12 protein-coding genes are annotated in these 15,989 nt (G+C 62.6%); 9 read left to right on the top strand and 3 right to left on the bottom strand.

Annotation, left to right across the window (positions count from 1 at the left end; all coding sequences use genetic code 11):
- The first annotated feature begins 432 nt into the window (after positions 1 to 432).
- Together PAF12_RS07880 and PAF12_RS07875 are read left to right on the top strand one after the other, a co-directional pair.
- On the top strand, positions 433 to 1,104 hold the full coding sequence (locus PAF12_RS07880; protein WP_271106394.1) for a M15 family metallopeptidase: 672 nt from the start codon (positions 433 to 435) through the stop codon (positions 1,102 to 1,104).
- A 6-nt stretch (positions 1,105 to 1,110) separates the two neighbouring features.
- Complete coding sequence (locus tag PAF12_RS07875; RefSeq protein WP_271106393.1) at positions 1,111 to 1,806, top strand: glycoside hydrolase domain-containing protein; 696 nt, start codon at positions 1,111 to 1,113, stop codon at positions 1,804 to 1,806.
- A 240-nt stretch (positions 1,807 to 2,046) separates the two neighbouring features.
- Here the strand turns inward: PAF12_RS07875 and PAF12_RS07870 are convergent, their stop codons facing one another.
- Positions 2,047 to 2,652, bottom strand: a complete 606-nt coding sequence (locus PAF12_RS07870) for a DUF1190 domain-containing protein (RefSeq protein ID WP_271106392.1) — start codon at positions 2,650 to 2,652, stop codon at positions 2,047 to 2,049.
- Between the two features lie 2 nt (positions 2,653 to 2,654).
- Complete coding sequence (locus PAF12_RS07865; RefSeq protein ID WP_271109611.1) at positions 2,655 to 3,878, bottom strand: glutathionylspermidine synthase family protein; 1,224 nt, start codon at positions 3,876 to 3,878, stop codon at positions 2,655 to 2,657.
- Positions 3,879 to 4,233: 355 nt separating this feature from the next.
- On the opposite strand from PAF12_RS07865, the gene PAF12_RS07860 reads away from it, so the two are divergent.
- The 4 genes from PAF12_RS07860 (at position 4,234) to PAF12_RS07845 (ending at position 11,780) form a co-directional block, all read left to right on the top strand.
- Complete coding sequence (locus PAF12_RS07860) at positions 4,234 to 5,463, top strand: efflux RND transporter periplasmic adaptor subunit (protein ID WP_271109610.1); 1,230 nt, start codon at positions 4,234 to 4,236, stop codon at positions 5,461 to 5,463.
- On the top strand, positions 5,460 to 8,516 hold the full coding sequence (locus PAF12_RS07855) for an efflux RND transporter permease subunit (protein WP_271109609.1): 3,057 nt from the start codon (positions 5,460 to 5,462) through the stop codon (positions 8,514 to 8,516). The genes PAF12_RS07860 and PAF12_RS07855 overlap by 4 nt, the downstream gene beginning before the upstream one ends.
- The gene (locus PAF12_RS07850) at positions 8,513 to 9,679 is read left to right on the top strand and encodes an RsmB/NOP family class I SAM-dependent RNA methyltransferase (protein ID WP_271109608.1); all 1,167 of its coding nucleotides are present in this window, start codon (positions 8,513 to 8,515) and stop codon (positions 9,677 to 9,679) included. The genes PAF12_RS07855 and PAF12_RS07850 overlap by 4 nt, the downstream gene beginning before the upstream one ends.
- A 103-nt stretch (positions 9,680 to 9,782) precedes the next feature.
- Positions 9,783 to 11,780: an ATP-binding protein gene (locus tag PAF12_RS07845; RefSeq protein WP_271109607.1), complete on the top strand. Its 1,998-nt coding sequence runs from the start codon at positions 9,783 to 9,785 to the stop codon at positions 11,778 to 11,780.
- Here PAF12_RS07845 and PAF12_RS07840 read toward each other — a convergent pair.
- Positions 11,769 to 12,353: a hypothetical protein gene (locus PAF12_RS07840; RefSeq protein ID WP_271109606.1), complete on the bottom strand. Its 585-nt coding sequence runs from the start codon at positions 12,351 to 12,353 to the stop codon at positions 11,769 to 11,771. The genes PAF12_RS07845 and PAF12_RS07840 overlap by 12 nt on opposite strands.
- 204 nt (positions 12,354 to 12,557) lie before the next feature.
- On the opposite strand from PAF12_RS07840, the gene recA reads away from it, so the two are divergent.
- The 3 genes from recA (at position 12,558) to PAF12_RS07825 (ending at position 15,986) form a co-directional block, all read left to right on the top strand.
- Positions 12,558 to 13,616 carry a recombinase RecA gene (gene recA / locus PAF12_RS07835; RefSeq protein ID WP_271109605.1) on the top strand — a complete coding sequence of 353 codons (1,059 nt, stop codon included), beginning with the start codon at positions 12,558 to 12,560 and terminating at the stop codon, positions 13,614 to 13,616.
- A 310-nt stretch (positions 13,617 to 13,926) separates the two neighbouring features.
- Positions 13,927 to 14,910, top strand: coding sequence for an imelysin family protein (locus tag PAF12_RS07830; protein WP_271109604.1), 984 nt, complete (start codon positions 13,927 to 13,929; stop codon positions 14,908 to 14,910).
- Entirely contained in the window at positions 14,910 to 15,986 is a 1,077-nt protein-coding gene (locus PAF12_RS07825; RefSeq protein WP_271109603.1) for a DUF1513 domain-containing protein, read from the top strand. Before PAF12_RS07830 ends, PAF12_RS07825 begins: the two co-directional genes overlap by 1 nt.
- Positions 15,987 to 15,989: the final 3 nt, after the last annotated feature.

Genomic DNA, 15,989 nt, shown 5'->3' with positions numbered 1-15,989 from the left:
CTCTCGGGCGCCGTTTTTCGTTTCCCGCCTGTGCGGAACGTCATGCAGCTCTTTCCCAAACCGGACCTTAGACACCGGCCCCTCAAGGGAGCTGGTAAGCGGGACGAAGCTGCCGTTCGGTGACGACGATCCAAGGTCTGCTCAAACAAGGGGCTGCGAAGCTGCCGAACCCCGCACCGGATCTGTGCGCCATTTACACAGTCTGGTTTCTTGAGCTTCTGAATAAGGCCCAAAGCTCATGACTTGTGCACCAGTCGCACTGTGTCCGGTGTGAACGGTCGTTCATATGGTACACATGGGGCCAACGAGGTCAAAAAACAGGGGTAAAATTTCGATGCTTCCTTCCCTCACAACCCCTGAGCATCCGAAGTGACTCATCGGACAGCATGTGGTATCATTTCTTGGGTAAGGTTAAGTGAAGGGGTGAACTTCATGTCACTTGAAGAATTTGAAACCGAATTTGAAGCGTTGACCAACTCCGACGACGATGATGGCCTGTTTGATGTCCCGCTCGATGAAAACTCGTTCTCAATAAATAAAACGGCGCGCTTTGGGCTTCGTTTTAGTTTTGGTGATCTAGAGAAGGACTTTGCTGATAAGGTTCAAAAAGTTCTCGGCATTTGTGAAGAGCAGGGATATTTAATGGTGCCCTATTTTGGCCTTCGCGATCCATGGGAGCAAGCTAGACTTTGGCGCCAATCGAGATCTACAACTGTTGTCAACGAAGCAATAGCAAAACTGAAATCTCAAGGGGCGGATTTTCTAGCTGCTGTTCTTCGGGATGTCGGCCCGCAGGGGCCAGACCAAAGGGTCACAAACGCCCTTCCTGGGTATAGCTGGCATCAATATGGAAACGCGGTTGACGTCTATAGATCAGTTGGTGGAGCAGCCGCATGGTCATGTGATCCGCACTACAAGGTCTATGCGGAAACCGCGCGCGATCTCGGTCTGACCTCAGGGTATTTCTGGTCATTCAAAGACTGTGGCCACATCCAAGCCGCCGGGCCTTCGTCGCCAGGCAAGATGTATTCCGCAAAGCAAATTAACAACCTAATGGTTGAAAAATTTGGTAAATCTTCTGAGCGCTCACCTTTAACTTCATAGAGTACCATGGCCGCCAAAAAATCGAAAGATTACTGTCGTATCGCTAGTGGCGTACAGATGGTCGATACATCCTTTCAGGCTACAGATTCCTTTGTTGACCACATGAAAGACGTCGGCGTTTCCATTGTTGCCCGCTACTATGATTACGAAAATGAAACATTGCCGGGAAAGCGCCTTAGAGAATATGAAATACCAATAATTTCTAAAGCTGGAATGTCTATTTTAGTTGTTTTTCAGCATAACAACAATAAATCAGAAACCTTCGAAGACTGGAAAAATCGAGGTCTAAATGACGCTGAACGGGCCTTGAAAATGGCCACTGAACTGCGCCAACCAAGCGGTAGCGCGATTTATTTCGGTGTGGATGGTGACTTTGTCGGATCAATTCCTGGAATTAAATTTTATACCAAGGAGGTAGTTGGCTACTTCTCTGAAATAAATAAGGTTTTCGAGGCCGATGGCGGAAAGTACAGAATTGGTGCGTATGGGTCTGGCGAGGCGTTGCGCGTACTCAAAACATCGGACCTCATCACACTGCGCTGGCTTTCCCATTCCCATGGATTTGTTGGTTCCAAGGATGCTTTGGCTGCTGATCGATATGAAATAGAGCAGTATTTGCCTGGACAATGTGGTGGTAGGTCAGTTGATTTCAATTCTTTGCGCGATGGAGTGAGTGACGTTGGGCAATTCAAGTTGATCTAGGCAAGGCTTACATAGAGAGCCTTATCGGTTCATATCGTGAGCATGGGCGCATAAGCCCTTGTATGTTACTTGCGCCCAAAGCCGTGAACCCGGACATTCATACACATTGCAGCATCAGTTGCTAAGGGCTCAAACCCGGCCTTCGCCGCACCGCGATCGAAAGTCTGCATTGACATTGGCTCAGAAATTTGACGGAAAGCCAGAAATATCTGACTGATGATAGCCGGCATGATGCGGTGTTCAGCCACCACTGCGCGCCGCGCCGCCGCGCGAGGTGGAGGATGCGCCGAAGCCGCCACGCTGGCTGACCTGTGCGGGGGTCATCGGTGCCTTGCCCATTGTGGTCGGGGCCTTGGTGAAGGCGGAGCTGGAGACCCGGCCGGTGCCGCGATTCGTCGCGAAGCTCTGCTTGCCGTCCGGGGTCGCATAATTGCCCGACGCCGTGCGCACCATCGGTTGAGAGGTCACGCCGCGACCGCCGCCCAGCATCGAGCCGAGCATATAGCCCATGAACAGCGGCATGAAGATCGAGCCGCCGCCGGACTGATTCTGCGCCGCCGGATCGGTTTCGCAATTGCCGGCCCCGTGCTCCTGTTCGCAAAGCTCCTTGGAATCGTAGCGGGGCGCGGTCTCCAGATGGGTCTGCTGGGCTTCGGCGAACTGGGTTTCGCAATCCTCGGCGGTGAAGAACAGCGAGCCTTTCTCGGCCTCGGCAATGCAGCTTTGCAGATCGGGGAAGGCGGCGGCGTCGGTCTTTTCCTCCTCACACGCCGCCAGCCCCATCACGGCGGTTCCGGCCAGAAACAGGGCGACGTGGCGCGAGCGTTTGCGGATCGGTGCGGTCATGGTCAGTCCTCGATATAATGCGGCTTGAACCGCGACATATTATGCGTGATGCGGCTGGTGTCTTCGCGCAGACCCATGCCGACACAGGCGTCGCCGATGATCCACGCGCCGATCACCGGGTGAAAGCCGCCGAAATCGGGCAGCGGCGCGAGCGCCTGAATGATGCGTGGGTGGTCGTCATAGCTGTCATCCGGGGCGCGGTCGGTTTCGCGCCCGGCCTCACGGATGATAACCCCGGCACCTTCGCGCGAAAAGATCGGTTTGCTGACATGGCCCTGCAAAAGCGCGTCTTCGGCCTTCGCGAAGGCTTGCGAGACGCTGCGCGGCGGAATGCCGCCCTGAAGCGCATCGGCGATGTCGGCTTCGAAAAACGCGGGAAGCAGGTTCGGATGGCCGGGGAACATCTGCCAGAGCAGCGGCAGGATGGCCTTGTTGGACAGGACCGCTTTCCAAGGCGGCTCGATGAAGCGCGCACCCGACGCGGCGAGATGCCGGGCGAAATCGTCGCGCAGCATGTCCTCCCACGGGTAAAGCTTGAATAGCGTGCCGATCACCCGGTCCTCGTCATCCGCGAACTGCCCCTCATCGGTCAGCCCGATCCCGGCGAGGTCGGTGAAATGCGCGCCCAGCCCTGCCTCGCGGGCCGCGTAGGCAAGGGTTTCGACCGTGGCATAATCCTCGGGGTTGTCCTTGTCGGCGGCGAAATGGATGTCCTCGCCCGTTGCGGCGATGGCGGCCCAGCGGGTGACGAGTGCCTCGTAGATGCCGTTGAACTGGTCGGTATCGGGCGAGATCACCCCCAGTTTTTGCTGCTCCTCCAGCCAGAGCCACTGGAAGGAGGCAGATTCGTAAAGCGATGTGGGCGTGTCGGCGTTGTATTCCAACAGCTTGGCCGGACCGTCGCCGGAATAGGAAAAATCCATCCTCCCATAAAGCTCGGGCTCGCCGTTTTTCCAGCTATCGGCGATGAAATCCCAATGTGCTTCGGGGATCGCCATGCGGGTCAGCCAGTCGTCGCTGGCCAGCGCCGTGGCGACGGCCTCGCGCGTCATGGCGTGAAGCTCTGTCGCGGGGTCTTCGATATTGTCCTCGATCTCACGCAGGGTGAAGCGGTATGCGGTGCTTTCGTCCCAATAGGGTTCGCCCCCCATATCGGCGAAGGTGAAACCCAGCTCGGCGGCGCGGTCGCGCCAGCCCGGGCGCTCAGGCAGGTCGATCTTGTCCATCAGTCCCTCTCGGTCGCGGCAAGCCCGTTGATGGCGGCTCGCGGCGGATTGCGCAAGCTTATCCCGGTCCGCCATGCGCGGATTGATGCGAAAGCCGCGCGATGTCAGGCCGGGACATCGCAGATTCCTGTTGCTTTTGTGAAGGCTGACGCAGGGTCCTGCCTATTCCCTCGGGGCAGCGCATCGGCTAGCCTGACAGATGACGAGGAGTCCGCCATTGTCGCCTGAATTCGCGCGACGGACCGGCGGGCCGCAGGGGACGAGCATTTTCCGGATGAAACCGATTTTTCTATTCTCAGAACGGTGTTTTTCTATTTTTGTATCGGCAGTTTTTGCCGTGATATTCGCGTTTGCGATGCCGGCAGTCGCGCAGGATGCGGAGGCGGAGGCTCAGGCTCAGGAGGTGCAGGCTCAGGCCGCGACCGTATCCGCCGCCCGCATGGCCCCGATCGAGATTCGGGTGCCGATGTCGGGTTCGCTGGTGCCGCGGCAGGAGGCGCTCGTTTATCCGCAGCTCTCCGGCTATGAAATCATGGAACTGCTGGCGGAGCCGGGCGATCAGGTCTCGCGCGGGCAGGTTCTGGCGAGGCTGTCCGATCTGACGGTGCGCGCCCAGCTTGCGCAGGCAGAGGCGGAGGCGCAGCGGGCAGGGGCTGCGGTCGGACAGGCGCGCAGCGAGATCGACCGGGCGGAGGCGGCACTTGTTCAGGCGGCGGCGGCCTTGGAGCGAACCCGGCGTTTGCAGCGCGGCGGAACGGCCACGCAGGCGGCGCTTGATCAGGTTGTCGCGAATGAGGCGGCGGCGCGCGCGGCCTCGGCCTCTGCGACGGATGGTCTCGCCGTGGCGGAGGCCGCGAAGGCGACGGCGGATGCTGCTGTCGAAATCGCCCGCCTCAATCTGGCCCGGACGGAGATCACGGCACCCGTCGACGGCATCGTGACCGACCGCAACGCGCAGATCGGCGCGGTCGGCAGCGCCGCAGGCGAGCCGATGTTCACCATTGTCGCAGGCGGCGAGATCGAATGGAGCGCGGAGATTATCGAGACCGCGCTGGAGCGGCTGGCGGTCGATGATCCGGCGGTGGCGAGCGTCGCCGGGCTGGGCGAGGTTCAGGGCGTGGTGCGGCGCTTGCCTGCCGCCGTGGACCCGGTCACGCGTCTGGGTGAGTTGCGGGTCTCGCTGGAGCAGGTGCCCGGTCTGCGCAGCGGCCTGTTCGCCTCCGGCTGGGTCGTGGTCGACCGGCATGAGGGGCTGAGCGTGCCGATGGCCGCTGTGCTGTCCTCCGGCGATGTCGAGGTGGTACAGGTCGCCAGGGACGGGATCATCGAAACGCGGGAGGTGGTCGCGGGCGCGATCTGGCAGGGCCGGCGGGAAATCCTGTCCGGGCTGGAAGAGGGCGAGATGGTCGTGTCCCGTGCCGGTGCGTTCTTCCGTGATGGCGACCGGGTCAATGCGGTCGTTGAAGATGCCGAAGGCGACGATGACGGGGCTGCGGTCGCGGACGAGGCCGATGCGCCGCAGGAATCGGCCGATGCCGGCGAAGATGGCGGCGCAATGAGGGCGGTTGCGGGGGCAGGGCGATGAACCTATCGACCTGGTCCATCCGCAACCCGGTCCCGCCGATTGCACTGTTTCTGATGCTGGTGCTGGCGGGGTTGTTCAGCTTTCGCAGCCTTGCTGTCACGGCGTTTCCGAATATTGACCTGCCGCTTGTCACCATCTCCATCGGCCAGCCCGGCGCGGCGCCTTCGGAACTGGTCACGCAGGTGGCGCAGCCCTTGGAGGATTCGATTGCCTCGATCACCGGGGTGCGGCACACGACGACCACGGCGACGGATGGCCTGCTGTCCGTTCTGGTCGAGTTCGAGCTGGAGACCGATAGCGACCGTGCGGTGAACGACGTCAAGGACGCCGTCGCCGGGATCAGGGGCGATCTGCCGGAGGGGATCACCGAACCCGTTGTGCGGCGTCTGGATGTGACCGGGATGCCGATCCTGACCTATGCGGTGCGCGACGATTCACGCTCTATCGAGGAGCTGTCGGATTTCGTCGATGACGTGGTGTCGCGCGAGTTGGCGACGGTCGATGCGGTCGGCAAGGTCAGCCGTCTGGGCGGCGCGGACCGGGAGATCAAGGTCGAGTTGGACCCCGACCGTCTGCTGGCGCATGGGCTGACGGCGGCGAGCGTGTCGCAGCAGCTTGGCGCGCGCAATATCGACCTCGGCGGCGGGCGCGGCGATGTGGCGGGGACGGAGTTCTCCATCCGCGCGCTCGGTGCCGCCGACACGCTGGAGCAACTCGGCGCGACGGTCATTCAGGCTGCGGGCGGTGCCACGATCCGGCTGGATCAGCTTGGTGAGATCATCGACGGCCCGTCCGAGGAGCGCAGCTTCGCGCTGTATGACGGCAATCCGGTCGTGGCGTTCGGGATTTTCCGGGCCAGCGGCGAATCCGATCTGGAAGCCTCCGAGGGCAGCAAGGAGAAGCTGGCGGAACTGGCCGAGACCTATCCCTCGACCGAGATTTATCTCATCAACGACACCACGATCTATACCGAGTCGAATTTCCATCGTGCGATGGAAACGCTGTACGAGGGCGCGGCGCTGGCGATTATCGTGGTGTTCCTGTTTCTGCGGAACTGGCGGGCGACGCTGATCGCGGCGGTGGCGCTGCCGCTGTCGATCATCCCGACCTTTCTGGTCATGGACCTGATGGGGTTCACGCTCAATACGATCAGCCTGCTGGGGATCACGCTGGTGACGGGCATTCTGGTCGATGACGCCATTGTCGAAATCGAGAATATCGTCCGCCATATCAATATGGGCGTGCCCGCCTATCAGGCGTCGGAGGAGGCCGCGACGGAGATCGGCACGACGGTCATCGCGATCAGCTTTTCCATTGTCGCGGTTTTTGCCCCGGTCAGTTTCATGTCCGGGATCGCCGGGCAGTATTTCAAGCAATTCGGTCTGACCGTCGCCGTGTCGGTGCTGTTTTCGCTGCTGGTGGCGCGGATCATCACGCCGATGATGGCGGCCTATTTCCTGAAAGACGCCAAACATGTGGAGCAGGGCGACGGGTTCATCATGCGGGTGTTGATGCGCGTGTCCGGCTGGACGCTGCGGCACCGTTTGCTGACGCTGATCGCGGGTTTTCTGGTCTTTGCCGGGTCGATCTATTCGGCCACGCTGCTGCCCAATGAGTTCATGCCGCCGCAGGATGTCGGCCGCTCCACCATCGAACTGGAACTGCCGCCCGGCTCCACCGTCAGCGATACGGAGGATGCGGCGCGCCAGATCACCCGTGCGCTCGACCAGTTCCCCGAGGTTGCCTCGGTCTTTGTCGAGGGGGGCGGGCAGGCGGTGACCTCAGCCCAGCTTTTCGTGGATTACGGCCAGAAGGAGGATCGCGAGAAATCGCAATTCGTCCTTGAGGAAGAGGTGCGGGCGGCGCTGTCCGGGACGCCTGATATGCGGCTGAGCTTCCTGAACGAGGAGGGCGCGAACGACCTGTCGATCAGCGTTCTGGGCGACACGGAAGAGGCCGCGACGGTGGCCGCACAGCGCATTGCCGCGCGGATGAAGCAGCTTCCGCAGCTTGAGGATGTGACCAGCTCCGCCAATCTTCGCCGCCCGGAGATCACGGTGAAGCCGCGCCCCGATCTGGCGGCGCAGCTTGGCGTGACCTCCGTCGATCTGGCCACCACGCTGCGGGTGGCGACGATTGGCGATGTCGAGGCGAATCTGGCGAAGTTCAACGCCGGTGACAGCCAGTTGCCGATTATGGTGCGGCTGAACGAGGCGGCGCGGGCGGATCTGGAGAATATCCGCAATCTGCGCGTCCCGAGCTCCGTGGGGCAAGTGCCGCTGGAAACCGTGGCCGAGGTCGGGCTGAGCGCCGGCGCGACGGAGATCAACCGGTATGACCGGCGCTTCCAGACCTCGGTATCTGCGAACCTCGCCGGGGATACCCGGCTGGGCGAAGCCGATGCCATCGTGCAGGCCGAGGCGCTGACGATAGATTTCCCCGAAGGCGCGGAAATTCAGGCCTCCGGCGATCTGGAGATCATGGCCGATATTTTCGAGGCGTTCGGCACCGCCATGGCTGCTGGGATCATGCTGGTCTATGTCGTGCTGGTGCTGCTGTTCCGCAGCTTCATCACCCCGGTCTCGATCCTGCTGTCGCTGCCGCTGGCAATTGGCGGGGCGATTTTCGGGCTGTATTTCTTCGGCTTCGCGATGAGCCTGCCGGTGCTGATCGGGTTTCTGATGCTGATGGGGATCGTCACCAAGAACGCGATCATGCTGGTCGAATTCGCGCTGAGTTCGATGGCAGAGGGGGTGCCGAAACGGCAGGCGCTGCTGGATGCCGTGCATAAGCGGGCGCGCCCGATTGTGATGACCACGATTGCCATGACGGCGGGCATGGTGCCGTCTGCCATCGGCTCGGGTGCGGGGGGTGAGTTCCGCTCGCCCATGGCGATTGCCGTGATCGGGGGGCTGCTGCTGTCGACGCTGCTGTCGCTGCTGTTCGTGCCGTCGCTGTTCTCCGTCATTCATGGCGGGCAGACCCGGATCGGCGGCTGGATGTCGCGGCGCATGGGCATCAACAAGGCCACTCACGCGGATGCGGTATCGTGACCCCGGCGGCGCGCGTCGCGGCGGCGATTGAGATACTGGACCGGATTTTGGCGGGCAGCCCGGCAGAGCCTGCGCTGATCGGCTGGGCGCGGGCCAGCCGCTATGCCGGGTCCGGTGACCGCGCCGCTGTGCGCGATCTGGTGTTCGGGGCATTGCGGCGGCGTGACAGCCTCGCGGCCCTTGGCGGCGGGCTGAGCGGGCGGGCGCTGATGCTGGGCCTGATCCGCGCCGAAGGAAGCGATCCCGATACGGTATTTTCGGGCGAGGGCCACGCGCCGCTGCCGCTGTCAGGGACGGAGCGGGCAGGGGGCGTGACCCTGAGCGAGGCGGAGAGGATCAGCGATCTGCCGGACTGGCTGTGGCCCGACTGGGTCGCCTCGCTGGGCGCGGACGCCCTGCCGCTGGCCCATGCGATGCGGGAGCGCGCGCCGGTCTGGCTGCGGGTGAACCCCCGCCGGGGCGGGGTGGTGGAGGCGCGGGCCGCGCTGAGCCGCGACGGGGTCGAGACCGAGGCGGACGATCATCCCAATGCGCTGCGTGTCATCTCGGGCGAGCGGCGGATCAACGGCTCCGCTGCCTATCGGGACGGGCTGGTCGAATTGCAGGATTTGTCCCCGCAACTCGCCTGTGTGGCGTTGCCACTGTCAAAGGGCGCGCTTGTGCTGGATTACTGCGCGGGTGGTGGCGGGAAATCGCTGGCGCTTGCGGCGCGGGAGGATGTGCAGATCACGGCGCATGACGCCGATCCGGGGCGTATGGCCGACCTGCCGGAGCGCGCGAGGCGGGCCGGCGTCCGCGTCGATCTTGCACGGCCCGGTCAGCCGGGGTCCGGCTATGATCTGGTTGTGGCGGATGTTCCCTGCTCGGGGTCCGGCACCTGGCGGCGCAGCCCGGATGCGAAATGGCGGCTGGACCGGGCCGGGCTTGACGCCCTGATCGCCACGCAGGCGGGGATATTGGCAGAGGTCGCGCCGGTGGTGCGTCCCGGCGGGCATCTCGCCTATATGACCTGCTCGCTGCTGGAGGCGGAAAATGCCGGGCAGATCGACCGTTTTCTGTCCGTGCAGCCCGAATATACCGAGACGCAGCGCCGATTCTGGACCCCGATAAACGGCTCGGACGGTTTTTTTCTGTCGCTTTTGAGGCGTAACGGCTCAGATTAAGTCTTTTTTAAGAGCTGCCGGCTAACCGTCTGAAAAAAGACGGAAGGCCGTGACGCAGATGGGTGCATTTCTGAGCAGGGTTTCGCGAAACCTTGGGCTTTGGTTGCCGCTTCTGGTTGCGCCGATGGTGGTCACGCGGATCTGGGAACTGGCGGTTGATCCGCAGCTTCGTCATGACGATCTGTTGACGCTGGGTGCGAGCGGGCTGGTGCTGGGCTGGTCGTTCCTTGGCGGCGGCGTGGTGCTGGTGCGGCTGAGCGAAGCCTATGCGCGGCGCCGGGCGCTTCGTCATCTGCGGGGGGAGCTGGACAACTCGGAGGCGGAGGCGTGGCTGGCCGATCCGGAAGGTGTCATCCTCGCCCAGTCGCCTGCCGCGCTGGAACGCTACGGCGATCAGAAGCAGCGTTCACTGGCGCAGTTTCTTGCGACCCGATGTGCCGATGCCGAACGGCAGGCGGCACGGTTGCTGCTGCGCGCGCAGAGCCGGGGTCAGGCGAAGCTGGAATATGCGGGCGGCAATGTCATGAATGCGACCAAGAGGGAGTGCCTGCTGCATCTGCACCTTATTCCCGCTGACCGGGAAGACGATAATTTGCCGGTGCTGGATTACGATCTTTTGCCCATCGGGGTGCTGCGGCTCGACGCAGACGGGACGGTCATTCAGGTCAACCGCGCGGCTGAGCCGTATCGAAGCGGCGCGCCGGACAGGCCGCATGTTTCGCAATTGCTGGAGGGGTTGGGGCGGCCTTATGAGGTCTGGTTGTCGGAGGCGAAATCCAGCCCCGGACCGGCGGCGCCCGAAGTGATGCGCGCGCCCTTTGCCGGGCAGGACCGTTTCGTGCAGGTCTCGCTTTACCCGGAGCGGGCGCATGGCAAGACGCTGGTGGCGGTGCTGACCGATGCGCGCGCGCTCAAGACGCTTGAGGCGCAGTTCGTTCAAAGCCAGAAGATGCAGGCGATCGGCAAGCTCGCCGGGGGGATTGCGCATGATTTCAACAATCTTCTGACCGCGATCAGCGGCCATTGCGATCTGCTGATGCTGCGTCGCGACAGCGGCGATCCGGACTATGCCGATCTTGCCCAGATCAGCCAGAACGCCAACCGTGCGGCAAATCTCGTCAATCATCTGCTCGCATTTTCCCGAAAGCAGAAGCTGAAGCCTCAGCGTGTGGATATGCGCGAAACCCTGTCGGATCTGTCGCATCTGCTGCGCAGGCTTGTCGGCAACGGTATCGCGATAGATTATCGCCACGATCCCGGGTTGAACCCGGTCCGTGCGGATCGCAGCAAAGTCGAGCAGGTCGTCATGAATCTGGTCGTCAACGCACGCGACGCCATGCCGCAGGGCGGGACGGTCGAAATCGTCACCGAAAATATCGACCTGACGGAGCCGGAACGTCATGGCCGCTTCGCCGTTCCGCGTGGCCGCTATGTCAGGGTCGTGGTGCGCGATCAGGGCTGCGGCATCGCGCCGGATGTTCTGGACCGGATTTTCGAACCGTTCTTCACCACCAAAAGCGCCGGTCGCGGCACCGGGCTGGGGTTGTCGACGGTCTACGGCATCGTCAAGCAGACGGGCGGCTACATCACCTGCGAAAGCCGTCTGGGGGAGGGGACACAGTTCACCATCTATCTGCCGGTTCATACCGGCAATGCTGAAGAAGAAAGTGACGACGCGCATGAGGCGGAGGCCGCACCCGTCAGGCCGACCCATGCGGGCAAGTCGGTCCTGCTGGTCGAGGACGAAGCACCAGTCAGGGCGTTCGCGGCAAGGGCGCTCAAGATGAACGGTTATCAGGTGACCGAGGCCGGTTCGGGCGAGGAAGCCTTGTCGCTGCTCGCAAATGAGGAACTGCGCATCGATCTTTTCCTCTCCGATGTGGTCATGCCGGGCATGGGCGGGCCGGCCTGGGTCCAGCGTGCATTGGCAGCCCGTCCTGTGGCCCGCGTGGTGTTCATGTCCGGCTATGCCGAGGAGGTCGTGCAGGGACAACAGGCGGCTGTAGAGGGCGCGAGGTTCCTGCAAAAGCCCTTCGCGCTGAATGATCTTGTTGCCGTCGTGGGAGAGGCACTCGAAGCGGCGGACGAGTCAGGGCAATGATGCGTAAAGGGTAAAATCCGGCTCAAGGGTCTTATGCAGCGTCTCCGTCGCCGCATCAGAAAGCGTGACATCGGCGGCTGGCGGCACGTTGATCCGCGGCAGGTTGATTTCGCAGCCCAGCCGGTCCTCCAGAAACCGGGTGAAGCTCTGCATATCCTCATAGCGGAAAATCCGGTCGGGCGGTGCGCTGCCGATGCCCAGAAAGCCGGATTGCGTCCCGATCCCCATCGTGACCTCTTTCGGCTGTTCGATATAGCGCCCGACGAAGCCCTCGAACCCGCCTGCCGGGATGTCCTCCGGCCCGTCATGGTAGTCGCGCAGATGGAACCTGTACCAGCTTCGCAGCCACTCGACCGGCTCGCGCATCAGGGCGACCGTGGTGAAGCGATCCTCGGTCATGTCCTGAAGCCAGGGGTGGATATGGCGGTTGAACCGCGCCGCATCCGCATGTTTCATCTGTGGCGGGTGCTGGACGGCCAGGCTGGCCAGCGGTTCCAGCGCCACCTCGACCGCGGTTGATCCGGCTTTGGGCGTTGCCAGAAATACCAGCCGCTGCTCCCAGAAAATGAGCATAAAAATAATCCCGTCGTCTTATCGGATGCCGGACCTAAGCCGGTGCCGGGCCGGTGTAAACCAATTTGCAGGAAATTCCGGCTATAACCGCAGAAGACTTGCCATGCGGAAGCTGTTCGCGTATGAGAACATTAAAGGAACATTGATCCGCGCCGATTGAGCCACGGGCAGGGTTCTGACATAAGGGCAAGGAGTTTGGGCAGGATGAGCGAATTAGACATGGATAAAAGATCGGCCGACAAGCAAAAGGCGCTCGACAGCGCGTTGGCACAGATTGAACGGCAGTTCGGCAAGGGCTCGATCATGAAGCTCGGCGCGGATAATCCCGTGGCGGAGATCGAGGCGACGTCGACGGGTTCGCTGGGCCTGGATATCGCGCTTGGCATTGGCGGTTTGCCGAAGGGCCGGATTATCGAAATTTACGGCCCGGAAAGCTCCGGCAAGACGACGCTGACGCTGCATGCCGTTGCGGAAGAGCAGAAGAAGGGCGGGGTCTGTGCGTTTGTCGACGCGGAACACGCGCTCGATCCGCATTATGCGCGCAAGCTGGGTGTGAATCTCGATGAATTGCTGATCTCCCAGCCGGATACGGGCGAGCAGGCGCTGGAGATCGTGGACACGCTGGTGCGGTCCGGCGCGGTCAATATGGTGGTTGTGGATTCGGTCGCGGCGCTGACCCCGAAATCGGAAATCGAAGGCGATATGGGCGACCATCAGGTCGGCGCACAGGCCCGGCTGATGAGCCAGGCGATGCGCAAGCTGACCGCCTCGATCGGGCGGTCGAACTGCATGGTGATTTTCATCAACCAGATCCGCATGAAGATCGGGGTGATGTTCGGCAGCCCTGAGACCACCTCGGGCGGGAACGCGCTGAAATTCTACGCCTCGGTGCGGCTGGACATCCGCCGTATCGGCTCCATCAAGGACCGGGACGAGGTGGTCGGCAACACCACCCGCGTCAAGGTGGTCAAGAACAAGGTCGCGCCGCCCTTCCGGCAGGTGGAATTCGACATCATGTATGGCGAAGGCATCTCCAAGATGGGCGAGCTGGTCGATCTGGGCGTCAAGGCTGGCGTGGTCGATAAATCCGGTGCCTGGTACTCTTATGGTGACGAGCGTATCGGGCAGGGCCGGGAAAACGCCAAGCAGTTCCTGCGCGAAAACGCGGCGATGGCACATGAGATCGAGGACAAGATCCGGGCCAGTCACGGGCTGGAATTCGATGCCGCAACCGGCGAGGATGACGTGCTCGCGGAGGAGTGATCCCCGTTTGTTGAAAAAGAAGGCCTGCCATTTTTCCCGTGGCGGGCCTTTTTGATTGCTGCATTGCCGGGACAACGCCAGGGGGATGTATCTGCTGCGCAGCCTTGGTTCGTTAAAATGCGTTTCAAATAAGCGTTCTTTTCGGCTGTCTGAACCGGGCCTGATATTGCCTTCCGAAACACGCTCTGGCATTGTTTCATCAGCGATTTCGTCGGGTTAGTTGCCAGCCATGCCATATGCCCGCCTGTGACCGGCGTGACGCGCAATCTCCGGGGTTTGCTCTGGGCCGGTCGGATAAGAGTGGTGGGTGATGACGAAAACTTTGGCAATCGCATTCGGATTTGGGCTTCTGGTCCAACCGGCCTTCGCGGATATCGAGGAGGTCGCGAATGACCTGATCGGGCCGGGATATGTCGAACTGGCCGGGGCGGCTGCCTCGCTCGCCGATATTGCCCGCAATGATTGCTCGCCGGATGCGCTGCGCGAACCATATCAGCAGGTATGGGATATCTGGGCGCGGCTTGGCGGGTTCCATCTCGGGCCGGTCGAAACGGAAGGGCGCAGCTTTGCGATCAGTTTCTGGCCCGACCCGAAATCCTCCGGCATCCGTTCCCAGCAGGAGATGATCGACACGAATTCCCCGGCCATTGACGACGCGGCGGCCTTCGCCCACGCCTCGGTCGCCATGCGCGGGCTGACCGGGCTGGAGCGGTTGATCTACCCTTCGGACCTGACGGGTGACGAAGCCGTCCTGTGCAGGTTAAGGCAGGCAACGACAGCGGATCTCGCATCCACAACCGCCGCTGTCAGCGATGAATGGCCCGCTTTCGCACAGCTTCTGCTGACTGCGGGCGAGGACGGAAATACGCTCTATCTCAGCCGGAAGGAGGCGCAGCAGGCGCTGTTCACACAGCTGCTGACCGGAATCGAGTATCTCGCCGACAAACGGATCGGCCGCCCCCTTGGCAGCGAGGAGAAACCACGACCGGAGCGGGCAGAGGCACGGCTGGCGGGCCGTAGCCAGCGCAATATCGCCCTGTCGCTGGCGGGTTTGCGTGATCTGGCGCTGGCGCTTTACCCCGATGCGCCCGAAACCGTCGCTGCCTTCGATCAGGCCATCGAACTGGCGGAAGGGCTGGACGATCCGGTGCTAGCCGGTGTCGCGACACCGGAAGGCTGGGCGAAGGTGGCGGCGCTGAAGGCGGCGGTGAAGGCGATCCATCCGATTGCGCAGCAGGAAATCGGCGGCGGGCTTGGCGTCGATCTGGGGTTCAATTCGCTGGACGGCGACTGATGGCGGATCGGCGGACGCTTCTGAAAGGGCTGGTCGCGGCGGCGGTGCTGCCGGTGCGTGGCTGGGCGGCGGCGGGTGCGCCCGACTGGGTGGCTGCGGCGCGCGCCGCCGATGGCAGCTATTCGCTGCACGGGATCGACGCGGCGGGTGGCATCGTGTTTTCCGTGCCGATGCCGGATCGCGGCCATGCGGCTGCGGCGCATCCATACCGGGCCGAGGCGGTGGCGTTTGCCCGCCGTCCCGGCCTGTTCGGGCTGGTCATCGATTGCCGCAGCGGCGATGTGATCCGCAGGCTGTCCCCGCCCGAGGCGCGGCATTTCAACGGGCATGGCGCGTTTTCCGCCGATGGCGCGCTGCTCTACACGTCGGAGGTTGTCGCGGAAGGATCGGCCGGGCGCGTCGGCATCTGGGATGTGAAGGCGGGTTATCGCCGCGTGGGAGAGTGGGACAGTTTCGGCATCGGACCGCATGAGCTGCGCCTGCTGCCGGATGGCGGCATCGTGGTTGCAAATGGCGGGATCGAGACGGACCCGGCGGACCGGACCAAGCTGAACCTCGACAGGATGCGGCCCAATCTGGCGATCCTCGATACAGGCGGCGGGCTGGTGTCGCGCCGTGAATTGCCGTCCGGGCTGGCGCAGAACTCGATCCGCCATCTGGCGCTTTTGCCCGACGGCGTTGGCTTCGCGATGCAATGGCAGGGCAGCGAGGGGGAGGCGGTGCCGCTTCTGGGCATCGCGCGCGGCGACAGCGCTTTGCAGGCTTATGCCCCCGCACCGGGTCAGGAATATGCGATGCGCGGCTATGCCGGGTCTATCGCGGCGACGGGCGGGATGATCGCGCTGACCTCCCCGCGTGGGGGTGTGGCGATGATACACGATGCGGATGGCGGGCATCTTGCGACGCTGAACCGGGCCGATATTTGCGGCGCGGCGGCAAGGGATGGGTCCGGCTTTGCGCTGACCGATGGTGGCGGGGCGATCTGGGCTGCGGACCCGGACGGGCTGACGCTGCTGGCCCGGCACGATCTGTCATGGGACAATCACCTCGTGCGGATCAGCAAGCTGACAGGCTGATCC

The organism is Paracoccus sp. SCSIO 75233, assembly GCF_027912675.1.
In the GTDB taxonomy this organism is placed as follows: domain Bacteria; phylum Pseudomonadota; class Alphaproteobacteria; order Rhodobacterales; family Rhodobacteraceae; genus Paracoccus.
Note: the sequence above shows the minus strand (reverse complement) of the source record. Positions and strands in the feature narration are given on the sequence as shown.

What these genes read in the sequence shown, in the direction of transcription:
- PAF12_RS07840 (WP_271109606.1), bottom strand. Translation starts at nt 12,353, where the DNA reads ATGCTCATTTTCTGGGAGCAGCGGCTGGTATTTCTGGCAACGCCCAAA.
- PAF12_RS07860 (WP_271109610.1), top strand. Translation starts at nt 4,234, where the DNA reads ATGCCGGCAGTCGCGCAGGATGCGGAGGCGGAGGCTCAGGCTCAGGAG.
- PAF12_RS07875 (WP_271106393.1), top strand. Translation starts at nt 1,111, where the DNA reads ATGGCCGCCAAAAAATCGAAAGATTACTGTCGTATCGCTAGTGGCGTA.
- PAF12_RS07865 (WP_271109611.1), bottom strand. Translation starts at nt 3,878, where the DNA reads ATGGACAAGATCGACCTGCCTGAGCGCCCGGGCTGGCGCGACCGCGCC.
- PAF12_RS07870 (WP_271106392.1), bottom strand. Translation starts at nt 2,652, where the DNA reads ATGACCGCACCGATCCGCAAACGCTCGCGCCACGTCGCCCTGTTTCTG.
- PAF12_RS07825 (WP_271109603.1), top strand. Translation starts at nt 14,910, where the DNA reads ATGGCGGATCGGCGGACGCTTCTGAAAGGGCTGGTCGCGGCGGCGGTG.
- PAF12_RS07830 (WP_271109604.1), top strand. Translation starts at nt 13,927, where the DNA reads ATGACGAAAACTTTGGCAATCGCATTCGGATTTGGGCTTCTGGTCCAA.
- PAF12_RS07880 (WP_271106394.1), top strand. Translation starts at nt 433, where the DNA reads ATGTCACTTGAAGAATTTGAAACCGAATTTGAAGCGTTGACCAACTCC.
- PAF12_RS07855 (WP_271109609.1), top strand. Translation starts at nt 5,460, where the DNA reads ATGAACCTATCGACCTGGTCCATCCGCAACCCGGTCCCGCCGATTGCA.
- recA (WP_271109605.1), top strand. Translation starts at nt 12,558, where the DNA reads ATGAGCGAATTAGACATGGATAAAAGATCGGCCGACAAGCAAAAGGCG.